Raw genomic sequence first — 16,612 nt, 5'->3', positions numbered from 1 at the left:
AAAAGGGGCGCGCCTGGCGCGCCCCTTGGTAGTCCTAGATCAGGCGGCCGCGGCGGCCACGGCCTCGGCGGTGATGCCGAACTCCTTGTAGAGACGCTCGAACGGGGCGCTGGCGCCAAAGCCGGTCATGCCGATAAAGGCGCCGTCCTCGCCGACGAAGCGCTCCCAGCCCTGACGGATGCCCGCCTCGACCGCGACGCGCTTGGCCGCCGTGCCGATGACGGCCTGGCGATAGGCGGCCGGTTGCTGCTCGAACAGCTCCCAGCAGGGAACCGAGACCACGCGGGTCGGCTTGCCCTGACCCTGCAGGATGTCGCGCGCGGCCACGGCCACGCCGACCTCGGTGCCGGTGGCGAAGATCGTCACCGCCGCCTCGCCGCCGTCGGCCGCCAGTAGCTCATAGGCGCCCTTGGCCGACAGGTTCTGCTCGCCTGAGGCGCGGACGCCCGGGGTCTTCTGGCGCGACAGGGCCATGACCGACGGGGTCGCGGTCTGCTCCAGCGCGATCTTCCAGCACTCGGCGGCTTCCACCGCGTCGGCCGGGCGGAAGACCAGCAGGTTGGGGATCGCACGCAGCGAGGCCACATGCTCGACCGGCTGGTGGGTGGGGCCGTCTTCGCCCAGGCCGATGGAGTCGTGGGTCATCACGTGGATGACCTTGGCCCCCATCAGGGCGCCCAGACGGATCGCCGCGCGGCTGTAGTCGGCGAAGGCCAGGAAGGTGCCCGAATAGGGGATGACGCCGCCGTGCAGGGCCATGCCGTTCATCGCCGCCGCCATGCCGAACTCGCGCACGCCATAGTGGACATAGCGGCCGGCATAGTCGGGGGTGTCGAACGCCGTCATGCCCTTGACGAAGGTGTTGTTGGAGCCGGTCAGGTCGGCCGAGCCGCCGATCATTTCCGGGATCGCCGGGATCAGGTGGTCCAGAGCCGCGCCCGAATGAACGCGCGTGGCGTTGGCCGGCTTGGTCTCCGCCATCTTGGCGATGTGGGCGTCGACGGCTTCAAAAGCCTTGGTCGGCAGGGCGCCCGAGATCGCGCGGTTGAACTCGGCGGCGTGGGCCGAGGCCTTCAGGCCCGCTTCCCAGGCCTTGCGGACGCGGGCGCCGCGACGGCCGACGCTCTTCCAGGCCTTGGCGATGTCGTCCGGCACCGTGAACGGCGCGGCGTCCCAGCCCATGGCGACGCGCGAGGCGGCGATCTCGTTGTCAAACAGGGTGTAGCCGTGGCTGTGGGGGTCGCCTTCTTTCGGACCCGCGCCCTTCGAGATCAGCGTCTTGCACGCGATCATGGTCGGTCGGTCCTGCTTCGTCGCCCAGCGCAGGGCGGCGGCGATCTTGCCGTGGTCATGGCCGTCGACAACCTTGACCGCCCAGCCGGCGGCCTTGAAGCGCATCACCTGGTCGCCGGTCTCGGAGATGGTGGCGACGCCGTCGATGGTGGTGTTGTTGTCGTCGAACAGCACAGTCAGCTTGGACAGCTTCAGGCGGCCGGCGATGCTGATGGCTTCGTGGCTGACGCCTTCCATCAGGCAGCCGTCTCCGGCGATCACCCAGGTGCGGTGATCGACGATGTCGGCGCCGAAGCGCGAGGCCAGATGGGCTTCGGCCATGGCCATGCCGACGGCGGTGGCCAGGCCCTGGCCCAGCGGACCGGTGGTGCATTCAACGCCGGGCGTGTGGTGGACTTCCGGGTGGCCGGGGGTCAGCGAACCCCACTGACGGAAGTTTTCGATCTCCTTCATCGTCATGGCCTTGAAGCCGGTCAGGTGAAGCAGGGAATAGATCAGCATCGAGCCGTGGCCCGCCGACAACACGAAGCGGTCGCGGTCGGCCCAGTCGGGCTTGGCGGCGTCGAACTTGAGGAACTTGCTCCACAGCACCGTCGCGACATCGGCCATGCCCATCGGCATGCCCTGGTGTCCGGACTTGGCCTTGTGGACCGCATCCATGGAAAGGACGCGGATCGCGTCGGCCATTTTGATGGGCGAAACGGGCATGGGCGTTCGTCTTTGTTCGTTATGTTTTGCAGGGCTGCGCGGGCGCGAGGTCGCACGATGACCCCCTCGGGTCAAGGTTTGCGGGCCTTGGCATGACACTTCGGCGACGTATCGGTGCTTTGCAACAACGGGCGGACGGGCTATAGCTTGATCGCGACTTATGCTCATTTTCAGCATAACTAAGGGTCCAGCCTTGGCGAACCTGCCGTTCTTCTCACCCTACCGCCACGGCTTCGTCCGGGTCGCCACCGCCGTGCCGAAGGTCAAGCTGGTCGATCCAGCCGCCAATGCCGCCAGCGTGCTGGACCTGGTCGGCCAGGCCGATGCGGCCGGCGTGGCGGTGCTGGTGTTCCCGGAACTGGGCCTGACAGGCTATTCCATAGACGACCTGCTGCAGCAGAACGCCCTGCTGGACGCGGTGGAAGCCGCCATCGAGACCCTGGCCCGGGCCAGCGCCACCCTGGCCCCGCTGTTCGTGGTCGGCGCGCCGCTGCGCGTGGACGGCCGGCTCTACAACACCGCCGTCGCCATCCAGGGCGGCGCGGTGCGGGGGGTGATCCCCAAGAGCTTCCTGCCCAACTATCGCGAATTCTATGAGCGGCGCTGGTTCACGCCGGGCGCCGGCGTGGTCGGCAAGACCGTGACCCTGGCCGGCGAGAGCGTGCCGTTCGGGACCGACATTCTCCTTCGGGCCAGCGGCCCGACACCCTTCAATGTGGGAATCGAAATCTGCGAGGACGTCTGGACGCCCACACCGCCCAGCACCGCCCAGGCCATGGCCGGGGCCGAGATCCTGCTGAACCTGTCGGCCAGCAACATCACCATCGGCAAGTCGCAGACCCGCCGCCTGCTGTGCGCCAGCCAGTCAGCCCGGGCCATCGCCGCCTATGTCTATTCGGCGGCCGGGGCGGGCGAGAGCTCGACCGACGTCGCCTGGGACGGCCATGCCGACATTCACGAGATGGGCGCCCTGCTGGCGGAAACCCCGCGCTTTTCGACCACCGCCGTGATGGCCATGGCCGATGTCGATGTCGACCGCATCCGCCAGGAGCGCATGCGGGTGGTCAGCTTCGGCGACGCCGCGACCCTGGCGCCGAGCGCGTTCCGGATCGTTCCGTTCGACTTCACCCCGCCGGCCGGCGACCTGGCCCTGGCCCGCACGGTGGAGCGCTTCCCGTTCACGCCGTCGGATCCCGCGCAGCTGAGCGACAACTGCTACGAGGCCTACAACATCCAGGTCCAGGGCCTGGCCCGCCGGGTCGAGGCGTCTGGCCTGAAAAAGCTGGTGATCGGCATCTCAGGGGGTCTCGACTCGACCCACGCCCTGATCGTCGCGGCCAAGGCCATGGACCAGCTGGGCCTGCCGCGCAGCAACATCCTGGCCTACACCCTTCCCGGCTTCGCGACCTCGGACCGCACCAAATCCAACGCCTGGAAGCTGATGAAGGCGATGGGCGTGTCCGCCGACGAGATCGACATCCGCCCGGCGGCCGAGCAAATGCTGAAGGACCTCGACCACCCCTATTCGCGGGGCGAGCCGGTCTATGACGTGACGTTCGAGAACGTCCAGGCGGGCCTGCGGACTGACTATCTGTTCCGGCTGGCCAACCACAACGGCGCCTTGGTGGTGGGCACCGGCGACCTGTCGGAGCTGGCCCTGGGCTGGTGCACCTATGGCGTCGGCGACCAGATGAGCCACTACAATCCCAACAGCGGCGTGGCCAAGACCCTGATCCAGCACCTGATCCGCTTCGTGGCGGCGTCGGGCGATGTCGATGCGGCGACCGCCGATCTGCTGGAGGATATCCTCGATACCGAGATCTCGCCCGAACTGGTGCCCGGCGAGCAGGTGCAGGCCACCGAGAGCTTCGTCGGCCCCTACGCCCTGCAGGACTTCAATCTCTACTACCTGACCCGCTACGGCATGGCTCCGTCCAAGATCGCCTTCCTGGCCTGGACCGCCTGGCATGACGCCACGGCCGGCGCCTGGCCGGTCGGGACGCCGGACGCCCAGCGCAAGGCCTACGACCTGCCGGAGATCAAGCGCTGGCTGGAGCTGTTCCTGCGTCGGTTCTTCGGCAACCAGTTCAAGCGCTCGGCCATGCCCAACGGCCCGAAGATTTCCTCCGGCGGGGCCCTGTCGCCGCGCGGCGACTGGCGGATGCCGTCCGACGCGACGGCCGACATCTGGCTGGCGGAACTGCACGCCAATACAGCGGTCTAGAAAATTTGCCCCCTGTGTGGTTCGTCACCGGCGATCGTTAAGAGACCCGTGCTAGTTGGAAAATGGACCTCGGTGCGAGGTCGTGGGGACGTGGGGGCCTTGTGAGCGCGATCTATCCGGTGATCCTGTGCGGCGGTTCGGGCACGCGTCTGTGGCCGGCCTCGCGGGCCGACCAGCCCAAGCAGTTCCTCAAACTGATCGGCGACCATTCCAGCTTCCAGGACACCGTGCTGCGGGTGGCCACCCTTCCGGGCCGCGCCGAGATCGTCATCGTCACCGGCGGGGCCATGGTCGAGTTCGTGCTGGCCCAGACGGCGGAGATCGGCGTGCCGGTCACGGTGCTGGTCGAGCCCGAAGCCCGCGACAGCGCCCCGGCCGTGGCCGTGGCCGCCGCCTATGTCCAGTCGCGCGACCCGCAGGGCGTGGCCCTGATGCTGGCCGCCGATCACTATATCGCCGAGCCCGAGGTCTTCGGCGAAGCCGCTGTCACCGCCGCCCGCGCCGCCGCCGAAGGCTGGATCGTCACCTTCGGCGTCAAGCCGACCGCTCCCGCCACCGGCTTTGGCTATATCCGCCCGGGGCAAGCTCTGCTGGACGGCAGCGTCAGCGCTGTCGCCGCCTTCGTCGAGAAGCCCGACCGCGCCACCGCGCAGGCCTATGTCGCCGACGGCTATCTGTGGAACAGCGGCAACTTCGCCTTCAAGGCCGACATGCTGCTGGGCGAGCTCGACGCCTTCGAGCCCACCGTCTCGGCCGCCGCCCGCGCCTGTATCAGCGCCCTGACCATCACCGACAGTGTCGCCCGCCTGGACAAGGCCGCCTTCGGCCAGGCCGCCAAGATCTCGCTCGACTATGCGGTGATGGAGCGCACCAAGAAGGCCGCCGTGGTTGGTCCCCGCCGCCTTCTCGTGGTCGGACCTGGGCGCCTGGGACGCCATCTGGGACGCCTTCCCCAAGGATGGCGCAGAGAATGCGGTCTCCGGCGACGTAACCCTGATCGACTGCGAGCGCGTTCTGGCGCGCTCGACCGGTCCGTTCATCGGCGTCATTGGACTGAAGGACATCGTCGTCGTGGCCGAGCCCGACGCGATCCTGGTCTGCCATCGCGACGCCAGCCAGGCGGTCAAGACCCTGGTCGACGGCCTCAAGCGCGACGGTCGCTCGATCGCCAGCGGCCGGGACCGGGGCAATGCGCCGCGCAAGGTGCTGACGACCACCGCCACGGCCCAGGTCGAGCAATGGACCCTGAAGGCCGGCGACACCGTCGAGCTACCCGCCGGCGTGGTTCAGGTGCTGGACGGTCAGGTCGAAGGCCTCGGCGCGATCACCACGCTGCAGGCGGCCACGACCGTTCAGGCCACGACCGCCGCCATCCTGCTGGTTACGTCGCGGCCGTAACCACCCGGTCCATCTCCGCGATGGCGCAGACGATGTGGTAGAACGAAGAGGCCGGCGCGGCTTCCTCGATAAAGGCGCCGTCGGGTTTCAGCTTGTCGCGCCACAGGCCCGGCACAGGCGTGCGCAGATACTGCAGCAGCCCCTCGGCCCCCTCGGCGGCCACGCCCCACCACTTGTCATCGCCGGTGACCTCGGCGGCCAGCACGCCGGCCTTGATCCGTTCGGTCTGCGGCCAAAGGCGGGCGCCGGCGTCGTGGGCGGTCATGTCGTCGAGCATGGCGTTCATGCCCACGCCGCGCTCGGGATCGACGCCCCTGGTCTCGGCCAGGTCAATCATCCGCAGGGCGGCGGCGATGGCGTCGGGACGCCCGGCCAGCTTGCCCCAGCGCAGCAGCAGCCAGGCCCACTCATACTGGTGGCCCGGCTCCCAGATCCGGCCGGCCACGCCGGGGGCGGGGTTCCACTGATCATCGAAGAACTCGCGCAGCGCGCCGGTCTCGGCGGAGATGAACTTGCTCAGCGCAAGCTCGGCAATCTCGTCGGCCAGGGCCCGCCATTGGGGATCCGCATCGATGGCGTTCCAGGCGAGGCAGGCCTCGAACAGGTGCATGTGCGGGTTGGAGTGCAGGGGCGGATCGGTGGGTGTCGACTCGTTGAAGCCGCCCAGCGGGTTCTTCAGCGTCGCATAGAGGGTCTCGCGCACCGAGACGGCGACGTCGCGCAGGTCGCTGCGCCCCGTCACCGCGCAAGCATTGGCCAAAGCGAACATCGCGAACGCCTGATCATAGAGGGCCGAGGTGTCATCCAGGCTGACCCCGCCCGGGCCGACCAGGGCCCGAAACAGGCCGTCGGACTTGCGATAGACGTCGAGATAATAGCTCAGGCCGTGCTCGACCGCCTCGCGCCACGGGCCGGTCCAGCCCAGGTCCCTGGCGGCGGCGAAGGCGTAGATCTGGCGCGGCAGCACCCGGCCCCGGCGCGGCGAGTCCTTGGCCTCACCGGACTGCTCGATGGTCTCGAAAAAGCCGCCACCCTTATGATCGGCCCCGACGGTCCACCACAGCGGGAAGGCGGTCGACAGCGCCCAGCCCTTCAGCCGGTCGCGCAGGCGAGCGGCGTCATTGAAGGCGCCGTTCAGGGTGTCGGGCATCGAGAACTCTCCAGGTGCGGGTGTTTTCTAATCGTGTTCTTGCCTCCCCGCCAAGACGATGGCTTGGCGCCCTGCGGCGACAGGCGATAAAGCTCGACCTATGGACAGTCTGCCGCCCCTTCGCGCCGTGTTTCTCGACCGGGACGGCGTGCTGAATATCGATCACGGCTATGTCGCCGATCCGGCGCGGCTGGACTGGATCGACGGCGCGCGCGAGGCTGTGGCGGCCATGACCCGGTCGGGCCTGAAGGTGATGGTGGTCACCAACCAGTCAGGGATCGGCCGCGGCTATTTCAAGGAAGCCGCCATGCACGACTTCCATGCCGCGATGCAGGCCCAGCTGGCCCCTCTGGGCGGCCAGATCGACGCCTTCTATTTCGCCCCTCATCACGAGAACGCCGCCATCGACGCCTATCGCGTCAGCGACCATCCCGACCGCAAGCCCAACCCGGGCATGGTGCTGCGGGGCCTGGCCGATTTCGGCCTGACCCCCGCCGAGGCGGTGATCATCGGCGACCGGTCCAGCGACGTCGAGGCCGGACGCCGCGCCGGCCTGCCGGGCTATCTGTTCCGGGGCGGCGACCTGCACGCCTTCGTGGTCGAGGTGCTGGGCGACCGGGTTCCGGGCCTGAAATGACCCTGAAGGTCCTGCAGTTCGGGGCCACGGGACAGGTCGGCCAGGCGCTGATCACCGCGGCGACGGACAGGATCGCCCTGACGGCCCTCTCGCGCGCCGAGGTCGACCTGACCGATCCCGCAGCCGTCCGCGCCGCGATCCTGGCGGCCGACTGCGACTTGGTCTGGAACGCCGCCGCCTTCACGATGGTCGACAGGGCCGAGAGCGAGCCCGAGGCCGCCTTCGCGGTCAACGCGACCGCGCCCGGGGCTATGGCCGCCGCCTGCGCCGAGCGCGACCTGCCCTTCATCCATCTGTCGACCGACAGCGTCTTCGACGGCCAGACGACCCGGCCCTATGTCGAAACCGATCCCGCCGAGCCGATCAGCGTGTATGGCCGCTCGAAACTGGCCGGCGAGCAGGCGGTGCTGGCCCACCCGCGCACGGCGGTGCTCCGGGTTTCGTGGGTGTTCTCGCCTTACGGCCGAAACTACGTCTCCTTCATGCTGGAGCTGGGCCGCACGCGCGAGGTGCTGCAGGTGGTCGCCGACCAGCACGGCAGCCCCACCGACGGCGAGGCCCTGGCCGGGTTCATGGTCGCCAGCGCCGGGCGCTGGGCGGGCGCTCAATCCGATGATCCGGCCTTTGGCCTGTTCCACTTCGCCAATGCCGGCGAGACCAGCCGTTTCGCGTTCGCCAAGGCCGCCCTCGACCGCGACCCGCTGACCCGGGCGCGGCTGGAACCAACGACCCAGGCCGCTTTCGCCGAGGCCGCCGCCCGGCCGCCGCGCTCGCCGCTGGACAGCGGCAAGCTGGCCGCGACCTTCGGCTTCACCCCCCAGCCCTGGAAGCCGGCCGTCGAGCGGGTGGCCGACCAGCTGGTCCGTAACGGCTTGTGAACGCGCCGATGCTGGCGCGCGGCGGCCCATCGCGATAAACCGGCCCCAACATCACAAAAAATCAGCGCAAGAGTCCCATGCAGATCTTCCTCGACAGCACCGACACCAAGGTCATCGCCGACCTGGCCTCCACCGGCCTCGTGGACGGCGTGACCACCAACCCGACCCTGATCGCCAAGTCGGGCCGTCCGATGCTGGAAGTGATCGCCGAGATCTGCGACCTGGTGCCCGGCCCGATCAGCGCCGAAGTCGCCGCCACCACCGCCGACGCCATGATCGCCGAAGGCACCAAGCTGGCCGGCATCGCCCCCAATGTCGTGGTCAAGATCCCGCTGACCCGCGACGGCCTGATCGCCTGCGCCGCCTTCGCCAGCGAAGGCATCTCGACCAATGTCACCCTGTGCTTCTCGCCGACCCAGGCCCTGCTGGCCGCCAAGGCCGGCGCGACCTTCGTCTCGCCGTTCATCGGCCGGCTGGACGACTACGGCTTCGACGGCATGGACCTGATCCGCGACATCCGCACGATCTATGACAATTTCGGCTACGAGACCGAGATCCTGGCCGCCTCGGTGCGCAACGTCGCCCACGTCAAGGACGCGGCCATCGTCGGCGCCGACGTCGTCACCATCCCGCCGGCTGTGTTCAGCGACCTGTTCAAGCACCCGCTGACCGACAAGGGCCTGGAACAGTTCATGAAGGACTGGGCCGGCACCGGACAATCGATCCTTTAGAGCGACCTGATGAACGGCGCCGGACTCGCCCGGCGCCGTTCATATGAACACTGATTATTTCGCTTACGCGAACTGTGTTCGCATTTGCGATCTCGTGCGTTAGGCTGGCAGCAGCCACAGGGGAGACTGTCATGGTCCCGACCGACGCCACCGCCGAGATCCGCCTTGCCGATTCCGCCGAGGCCGCCAGCTTCTCGACCTTTGTTCAGGGCTTCCTGTCGGCCAACGGTTTTCCGTTCGTGATCATCCATGACGCGCCCGAGGTCGCCGGCCACATGCGTCGCGTGGTCTTCGAGGACGCCAGGGTCAGCCGCAAGTTCGCCCAGGAATGGGTGCGGCTGCGCGGAACCCTGGGCCAGGCCTAAAGCCGCGCCAGCACCCGAGGGTGCTCCTTCCCGGCCGGCATGCGGGCCCTGCAGGCGATCGTCTCGCTCTCGGCCTGGGCGCGCCGCCTCAGGATCCGGTCGGCGGGGTCGACTTGCCCGCCCCGGATTTACGCCGGCGCATCGGCGCCTTCAGTCCAAACAGGTGATGCTCCCCTTCGCCCGGCATGGCCGGCGAGGGATCCACGGCCTTGGTCGGGCGCGGCGGCGGCAGGTCGGTGCGCGCCGGGTCTTCGGACAGCAGATGGGCGGTCAGCATCAGGTCGGTCTTGACCGAGGCGAAATCCTCCCTGGCCGTCCAGGCCCGGATCGCGGCCTGGGCGAAGGCTTCGGACAGGTCGGTGACCTCGATCTGCACGGCCGGCTCCTTGCGGATGCGCGGGTCGTTCTCGGCCCGCTCGCGCAGGCGCTTGAGAACCGCGACCAGATCGGTCTTCAGGGGGACCTTGAACAGCACGTCCACGCGGCGCGTGCGGTGGGCCGAATAGTTCAGGATCACATCGCCGAACACCTTGCTGTTGGGGATCATCACCTTGACGTTGTCGAAGGTGGCGATCTCGGTGAACAGCAGATCCAGCGACTTGACCGTGCCGATGCGCGTCACCGTCTCGATGGTGTCGCCCACCCGATAGGGGCGAAACAGCAGGATCATCACCCCGGCGGCCACGTTCGACAGGGCGCCCTGCAGGGCCAGGCCGATGGCCAGGGACGCCGCGCCGAGGACGGCGATGATCGAGGTGGCCTGAACCCCGACCTGCTGCAGCACCGCCACCAGGCCGACGGCGATCACCGCATAGCGCACCAGCGAGGCGCCGAAGGTTTCCAGGGTCTGGTCGGGGTTGTTGCGGTGGACGCGTCCCAGGGTCCGGCGCACCACCTTGGCGGCCCAGCCGGCGACCCAGAAGGTCAGGCCCAGGATCAGGGCGGCGACCACCAGATTGACCGCCACCTTGCCGACCCAGTCGAGGAAGTGCCCCAGCACGGTCTCGTCGGCCCAAATGTTGGCGACGGCGGGCAGGCGGGCGTCGGGCGGAATCACGGTGGGCTTGGTCATGGACCTCTCGATGGCGCCCCCGCGCGGAACGGTCAACGAACAGGGCCCGCAGGCCGTTCCCGACCCCGACCCCGAGGCTCCGCTTCGCGCCGGCGAAACAGTCGGTTACATCAATTGGGTCGAACTCGCCTCGATCCGCCTCTATGAGCGCCGCCCATGAGCATGCCCTTCATCGACCTGGCCGCCCAGCAACGCCGGATCCGCGACAAGATCGACGCCGCCATCGCCGGCGTGCTCGACAGCGGCGCCTATGTGATGGGTCCGCAGGTTCGCGCGTTCGAGAGCCAGCTGGCCGCCTTTGGCGAGGCGAAGCTGGCCCTGTCCTGCGCCAACGGCACCGACGCCATCGCCCTGCCGCTGATGGCCTGGGGCATCGGCAAGGGCGATGCGGTGTTCTGTCCGTCCTTCACCTTCGCCGCGACGCCCGAAGTGGTGCCGTGGGTCGATGCGACGCCGGTGTTTGTCGATATCCTGCCCGACACCTTCAACCTCGACCCCGCCGCGCTGGAGGCCGCGATCGCCGGCGTGAAGGCCGATGGCAAGCTGACGCCCAAGGTGGTGATCGCCGTCGATCTGTTCGGCCAGCCCGCCGACTATCCGGCCATCAAGGCGATCTGCGAGCGCGAGGGGATGAAGCTGATCGCCGACAGCGCCCAGGGCTTTGGCTGCACCCTGAACGGCCATCACCCGCTGCACTGGGCTGATGTGGCCACCACCAGCTTCTTCCCGGCCAAGCCGCTGGGCTGCTATGGCGACGGCGGGGCGGTGCTGACCAATGACCAGGACCTGTGGGACCTGATGGACAGCTACCGCGTCCACGGCAAGGCGGTGGCCCCTGACCTGGTGGGTCGCACCTTCGACCACGACACCAAGTATCTGAACACCCGCATCGGCATGAACTCGCGGCTGGACACCATCCAGGCGGCGATCCTGATCGAGAAGCTGGCGATCTTCGCCGAGGAAATCCAGCTGCGTCAGACCGTGGCCGACCGCTATGCGGCGGGGCTCGAAGGCACGGTGCTGGCGGTTCCCAGGGTGATCGACGGCGGCGTCTCGGTGTGGGCGCAATATGTCATCGAGCATGAGAACCGCGATGGTCTGGCCGCGCATCTGAAGACGCAGGGCATTCCCACGGCGGTCTATTATCCCGTGCCGATGCACATCCAGGCGCCCTATGCGGACTTCCCGCGCGGCGCGGGCGGCCTGCCGGTCACCGAGACCAAGGCCGAGACCGTGCTGGCCCTGCCGATGCATCCGTATCTGGAAGCGGCCGAGCAGCAGAAGATCATCGACGCGATCCGGGCCTTCAACGGCTAGGCGCGGGACCGGCAGCGGCTAGCCGACTGTCACATCGGGGGGCTATAGGACGGGCGTAGCGTCGCGCCTTCCGCCGGACGTCGTCCAGACCGAGGCTTCCCATGTCGCACGCACAGCAGACACCCCCGCCCCATCCCGGCATGGGCTTCAGGCAGTTCGTCGCCCTGATCGCGGCGATGATGGCGACCAACGCCCTGGCTATCGACTCGATGCTGCCGGCCCTGCCGCAGATCGGCCATGCCCTGGGCGTGGCCAGCGCCAACCAGCATCAGTGGATCATCACCGCCTATCTGCTGGGCTTTGGCGCGGCGCAGCTGTTCTACGGCCCGCTGGCCGACCGTTTCGGGCGCAAGCCGGTGCTGATGCTCGGCCTGACCCTCTATGTGCTGTTCGCCGGTCTGTGCGCCTTTTCGACCTCGTTCGAGATGCTGCTGATCGCCCGCGCCCTGTGCGGCGTGGGCGCGGCCGCCACCCGGGTGCTGTCGGTGTCGATCGTCCGCGACTGCTATAGCGGCCGGGAGATGGCCAAGGTGATGTCGCTGTCGTTCATCGTCTTCCTGGCCGTACCGATCATCGCGCCTTCGGTGGGCCAGGCCATTGTGCTGGTTGCGCCGTGGCCGTGGATCTTCCTGGTCCTGGCGATCTTCGGCCTGCTGGTCATCGCCTGGGCGGCGATCAAGCTGCCCGAGACCCTGCATCCGCAGGACCGTGTTCCGCTGGAGGCTGCGCCCGTGCTCGCGGCCTTCAAGGCCTGCCTGACCAACCGCGTCGCCATCGGCTACACCCTGGCCTCCACCCTGGTGCTGGCCGGCCTGTTCGGCTTCCTCAACTCGGCCCAGCAGGTCTTTGTCGACGTGCTGGGGGCGGGCAAGCTGTTCACCGTCATCTTTGCCGGCATTGCAGGGGGCATCGCCATCGCCTCGCTGGTCAATTCCAGGATCGTCGGCAAGCTGGGCATGCGGCGGGTCTCGCACGTGGCCCTGTGCGGCTACATCGCCTTCGCCGCCGTCCACGCGGTGATCGCCCTGACCGGCCACGAGACCCTGTGGACCTTCGCCATCCTGCAGACCTGCATGATGTTCTGCTTTGGCCTGACGATGTCGAACTTCGGCGCCCTGGCCATGGAGCCCCTGGGCCATCTGGCCGGCACCGCAGCCTCGGTGCAGGGGTTCATCACCACCATTGGCGGCGCCCTGTTCGGCTTCTGGATCGGCCAGCTGTTCGACGGCACCGTGGCGCCCCTGACCCTGGGCTTCACCGGCTTTGGTCTGGCGGGCCTGATCGCCGTGCTGATCACCGAAAAGGGTCGGCTGTTCCACGCCGGGTCCGAGGCCGCCTAGAGCTTTTTGTTTTCGCATCGTTTTTGCGGAAAACCGGCATCCACTTTTCCGCACGATGCTCTAGGCGGCGACGGCGCGGTCCAGCGCGTCATAGAGCGCGCGGATGTCCAGCGGCTTGGCCAGCCAGTCGGTCATGCCGGCGTCGCGGCAGGCCTGGACCTCCTCGGCCGCCACCCCGGCGCTGAAGCCGATCACCGGCGTGTCGCGATTGAGACCGACGCCCGCCCGCAGTCGCCGGGTCGCCTCGCAGCCGTCCAGGCCGGGCATGTTGACGTCCATCAGCACGATGTCGAACCGTTCGGCGGCAAGATACTTCAACGCCGACAGGCCGTCCGAGGCCGTCGACAAGGTCACGCCCAGCGGTTCAAGCACCAGGGCCAGGGTGCGGCGGTTGACCTCGTGGTCGTCGACGGCCAGGACCCTCAGGGCCGAGATCTGCGGCGCCGCGCCGTCGTCACGCGCCGTACCGACCACACTCTCCGAGCTGCCCTGCGGCAGGGTCAGGGTCAGGCGGAAGATCGCGCCGCGGGGCACGGCCGCACGGGCGTCCAGCTCGCCCCCCATAAGCCGCGCCAGCTCCCGGCTGACGGTCAGGCCCAGGCCCGTGCCGCCATAGGTGCGCGCGGTTTCCTGCGAGGCCTGGCTGTAGGGCGTGAACAGGCGGGCCATGGCCTCGGGCGCGATGCCCGCGCCATTGTCCTGCACCTCTATGACGATCTGCAGCAGGCCGTCCGCCAGCGGCTCCACCGCCAGACGCAGGTCAATGACCCCCTCGTCGCTGAACTTCACGGCATTGGACAGCAGGTTGTTGAGAATCTGCCTCAGGCGGAACGGATCGCCCTGGACCCAGACTGGCGCCTGATCGCCTGACCCCTGGCGCAGAACCAGCCCCTTGGCGACGGCCTGGGCGGTCCAGAACCGGGTGGCGTCACCCAGCGCCCCCAGCAGGTCGAAATTGCGGGTTTCCAGACTCATGGCCCGGGCCTCGATCTTGGCCTGGTCCAGCATGTCGGTCAGCAGTCCGGTCATCAGATGGCCGGCGTCGACGATCAGGTCTGCGGTGGCGGCCGTCTGGGCCGGGTGCGAGCCCCGACGGATCAGGTGGGCGCCGGCCAGGATCGCGGACAGCGGCGTACGCAGCTCATGACTGACAATGGCCGCCATGGCCGCTCGGTCAGCCACCGCCGCCTCGGCCTGGATACGGCGCGCATCCGATTCCTCATGGGCCGCGATCACGGCCTTGCGGGCCTGATGCAGTCGCTGCCAGGTGCTGTGCACCGCTATGGTGAAGAAGACCACCATCGTCGCCAGGATCGCCACCTGGCCATAGGGGGTACGCCACCACATCGGCAGGGTCGCCAGACTGACCACATAGGGCGCGGCCCCCAGATAGAACAGCGGTCGGCTGTCGACGCCCGAGGCGACATTGTTCAGCAGGCCGCCGGCCAGCAGAAACAGGGCCAGGGCCATCAGGGACGGCTGGTCGCTGTACCAGAGGATCGCCGCGGCTCCGGCGTGGACCGTCGCCATGGTCAGGACAGAGACCAGCATCAGCAGGGCCCAGGCCTCGACGTGACGGGTCGGCATGCGCCCCTTGGCGAAGGGCCTGACCGCGATGAACTCCAGGGCCTGGACCGACAGGCTGGACAGCAGCCACATCCCGATCAGGTCATCACGCGAGGCCAGATGCAGGGCCCAGCTCAACAGGACCATCACACCGAGACGCGTAAAGACCTGCTTGTAACGCTCATCGGCATTGGCGGGCAGATAGGGCAGCAGGGCTGTCAGAAACTTGGACATGAACCGTCTCCCATCCTCTGGCCTAGGGCGAAACTGGCAAAGGAGACGTAAACGCTGCGCCCTAGTCCAGAAGGCGCTCTAGCGTTTTGAGTTCATCGGCCTCCCGGGCCGGCTTGTCCCAGCGGATTCGACTGATGCGCGGAAAGCGCATGGCGACCCCTGACTTGTGCCGGGTCGAACGTTGCAGGCCCTCGAACGCCACCTCGAACACCAGGCCAAAGCCCTCGTCGGCCCGCACCGAACGCACAGGTCCGAACCGCTCAACCGTGTTGTCACGCACGAATTTGTCGATCTGCTTGAGCTCGTCATCCGTGAAGCCGAAATAGGCCTTGCCCACCGGGGTCAGGGACCGATCGCCCCGCTCGTCCTCGCGCCAGACGCCGAAGGTGTAGTCGGAATAGAAGCTCGAGCGCTTGCCGTGGCCGCGCTGGGCGTACATCAGCACCGCGTCGATCAGCCGCGGATCGCGCTTCCACTTGAACCACGGCCCCTTGGGGCGACCGGGCTCATAGACGCTGTCGCGGCGCTTGAGCATCAGGCCTTCGGCGAGCCGTGCATCGCCCTCGGGCGGATCGCCGCGCAGTCCCGCCAGCCCTGCCCAGGTCTCGAAGGGCTGTAGCGGCGACAGGTCGATGCGCGGGCTGGCGATCCTGGCCACAAAGGCCTCCAGCCGCTCTCGGCGCGCTGTGAAGGGCAACGACCGCAGGTCGGTCTCGCCGTCCAGCAGCAGGTCATAGGCGCGGATGCCGGCGGGAAAGGCCGCCAGCTGTTTGGCGTCGACCGTCTTGCGGTTCAGGCGCTGCTGCAGGTCGCCGAACGAGGCCAGGGCTCCGTCGCGGATCACCAGCAGTTCGCCGTCCAGCGCCCCGTCGAAATCCAGCGCCGCCAGAACGTCGGGAAAGGTCGCCGAGATGTCGTCGCCGGTGCGCGTATAGAGCCGCCGCTCGCCGCGCTCCGAAACGGCCTGCACGCGGATGCCGTCCCACTTCCACTCGGCGACATAGTCGGCCGGATCGAGCCTGGCGAAATCCACGGCCTCGTCGATCGCCTGGGCCAGCATCACCGGCCGGAAGCGCCCCGGCGCGTCGGGCGAGGGCGGCTCAGAGCGTCCCTCCAGCCAGGCGAACAGGTCGCCGTAAGGCGGCTCCAGCGCATGCCAGACCTCCTCGATCTGCCCGATCTCGACCTTGCCCAGATTGGCGCAGGCCTGCTTGGCCAGCCGCGCCGAAACCCCCACCCGCAGGCCCCCGGTCACCAGCTTCAGCAGCGCCCAGCGGCCGTCGGGATCCAGGGCGTCCAGCCAGTCCTCGATCAGCCGCTGGACCTCGCCGCGCGAGGCGGTGCGCAGGGCCTCGACCACCTCGGACAGTTCGGGTTCACGATTGGGGCCCGGCCGCGCAGGCCAGACCAGGGCGACGGTCTCGGCCAGATCGCCGACAAAGTCATAGGACCAGGCGAACAGCTGGGCGTCCATCCGCGCCTCGATCGCCTTGCGGATGAAGGCCGGCTTGGCCGCCGAGAACGACAGGGCGCCGGTCAGGGCCGCCAGGGCGAAACCCCGGTCGGGATCAGGCTGGCCGCGCAGAAAGTCCTCAATCAGGGTCAGCTTGGCGTTGCGCGAGCTGGTCAGGGACAGCCGGTCCAGCAGGTGGGCGAAGGCGCGCATGGACATCGAACGCCTCCCCTCGGCTCCGGTTCA

13 protein-coding genes and 1 pseudogene are annotated in these 16,612 nt (G+C 68.3%); 9 read left to right on the top strand and 5 right to left on the bottom strand.

Annotation, left to right across the window (positions count from 1 at the left end; translation table 11 throughout):
• Positions 1-39: 39 nt before the first annotated feature.
• On the bottom strand, positions 40-2,001 hold the full coding sequence (gene tkt / locus ACW176_RS06015; protein ID WP_492111258.1) for a transketolase: 1,962 nt from the start codon (positions 1,999-2,001) through the stop codon (positions 40-42).
• Positions 2,002-2,194: 193 nt separating this feature from the next.
• Here tkt and ACW176_RS06010 point away from each other — a divergent pair, with 193 nt between their 5' ends.
• The 3 genes and pseudogenes from ACW176_RS06010 to ACW176_RS06000 all read left to right on the top strand — a co-directional run bounded on the left by ACW176_RS06010 (position 2,195) and on the right by ACW176_RS06000 (position 5,623).
• Entirely contained in the window at positions 2,195-4,225 is a 2,031-nt protein-coding gene (locus tag ACW176_RS06010; RefSeq protein ID WP_492111257.1) for an NAD(+) synthase, read from the top strand.
• 62 nt (positions 4,226-4,287) lie between these two features.
• Positions 4,288-4,941, top strand: a pseudogene (locus ACW176_RS06005) (sugar phosphate nucleotidyltransferase); the annotation flags it as partial.
• A 172-nt stretch (positions 4,942-5,113) separates the two neighbouring features.
• Positions 5,114-5,623 carry a hypothetical protein gene (locus ACW176_RS06000; protein ID WP_492111884.1) on the top strand — a complete coding sequence of 170 codons (510 nt, stop codon included), beginning with the start codon at positions 5,114-5,116 and terminating at the stop codon, positions 5,621-5,623.
• On the opposite strand, the gene ACW176_RS05995 is transcribed toward ACW176_RS06000, so the two are convergent.
• Positions 5,607-6,773: an AGE family epimerase/isomerase gene (locus ACW176_RS05995; protein WP_492111256.1), complete on the bottom strand. Its 1,167-nt coding sequence runs from the start codon at positions 6,771-6,773 to the stop codon at positions 5,607-5,609. The two genes, ACW176_RS06000 and ACW176_RS05995, sit on opposite strands and share 17 nt — an antisense overlap.
• 100 nt (positions 6,774-6,873) lie before the next feature.
• On the opposite strand from ACW176_RS05995, the gene ACW176_RS05990 reads away from it, so the two are divergent.
• From ACW176_RS05990 to ACW176_RS05975, 4 genes are all read left to right on the top strand, one after another.
• Complete coding sequence (locus ACW176_RS05990) at positions 6,874-7,410, top strand: D-glycero-alpha-D-manno-heptose-1,7-bisphosphate 7-phosphatase (RefSeq protein ID WP_492111255.1); 537 nt, start codon at positions 6,874-6,876, stop codon at positions 7,408-7,410.
• A 2-nt stretch (positions 7,411-7,412) separates the two neighbouring features.
• Positions 7,413-8,288 (top strand): dTDP-4-dehydrorhamnose reductase, encoded by an 876-nt coding sequence (gene rfbD / locus ACW176_RS05985; RefSeq protein WP_492111883.1) that lies wholly within the window; start codon positions 7,413-7,415, stop codon positions 8,286-8,288.
• Between the two features lie 77 nt (positions 8,289-8,365).
• The gene (gene fsa / locus ACW176_RS05980; RefSeq protein WP_419319410.1) at positions 8,366-9,019 is read left to right on the top strand and encodes a fructose-6-phosphate aldolase; all 654 of its coding nucleotides are present in this window, start codon (positions 8,366-8,368) and stop codon (positions 9,017-9,019) included.
• Between the two features lie 131 nt (positions 9,020-9,150).
• Positions 9,151-9,384 (top strand): hypothetical protein, encoded by a 234-nt coding sequence (locus ACW176_RS05975; RefSeq protein ID WP_419319409.1) that lies wholly within the window; start codon positions 9,151-9,153, stop codon positions 9,382-9,384.
• Between the two features lie 88 nt (positions 9,385-9,472).
• Here ACW176_RS05975 and ACW176_RS05970 read toward each other — a convergent pair whose 3' ends face one another.
• Positions 9,473-10,456, bottom strand: coding sequence for a mechanosensitive ion channel family protein (locus ACW176_RS05970; RefSeq protein WP_492111254.1), 984 nt, complete (start codon positions 10,454-10,456; stop codon positions 9,473-9,475).
• Between the two features lie 156 nt (positions 10,457-10,612).
• Between ACW176_RS05970 and ACW176_RS05965 the strand changes: the two genes are divergently transcribed.
• Positions 10,613-11,773 carry a DegT/DnrJ/EryC1/StrS family aminotransferase gene (locus ACW176_RS05965; RefSeq protein WP_492111253.1) on the top strand — a complete coding sequence of 387 codons (1,161 nt, stop codon included), beginning with the start codon at positions 10,613-10,615 and terminating at the stop codon, positions 11,771-11,773.
• Between the two features lie 140 nt (positions 11,774-11,913).
• The gene (locus ACW176_RS05960; RefSeq protein WP_492111882.1) at positions 11,914-13,113 is read left to right on the top strand and encodes a multidrug effflux MFS transporter; all 1,200 of its coding nucleotides are present in this window, start codon (positions 11,914-11,916) and stop codon (positions 13,111-13,113) included.
• A 60-nt stretch (positions 13,114-13,173) separates the two neighbouring features.
• On the opposite strand, the gene ACW176_RS05955 is transcribed toward ACW176_RS05960, so the two are convergent.
• Both ACW176_RS05955 and ACW176_RS05950 read right to left on the bottom strand, forming a co-directional pair.
• Positions 13,174-14,913, bottom strand: a complete 1,740-nt coding sequence (locus tag ACW176_RS05955; RefSeq protein WP_492111252.1) for an ATP-binding protein — start codon at positions 14,911-14,913, stop codon at positions 13,174-13,176.
• A gap of 61 nt (positions 14,914-14,974) precedes the next feature.
• Positions 14,975-16,585 (bottom strand): cisplatin damage response ATP-dependent DNA ligase, encoded by a 1,611-nt coding sequence (locus ACW176_RS05950; RefSeq protein WP_492111251.1) that lies wholly within the window; start codon positions 16,583-16,585, stop codon positions 14,975-14,977.
• Positions 16,586-16,612: the final 27 nt, after the last annotated feature.

The organism is Caulobacter sp. FV1ye13L (assembly GCF_058681155.1).
Note: the sequence above shows the minus strand (reverse complement) of the source record. Positions and strands in the feature narration are given on the sequence as shown.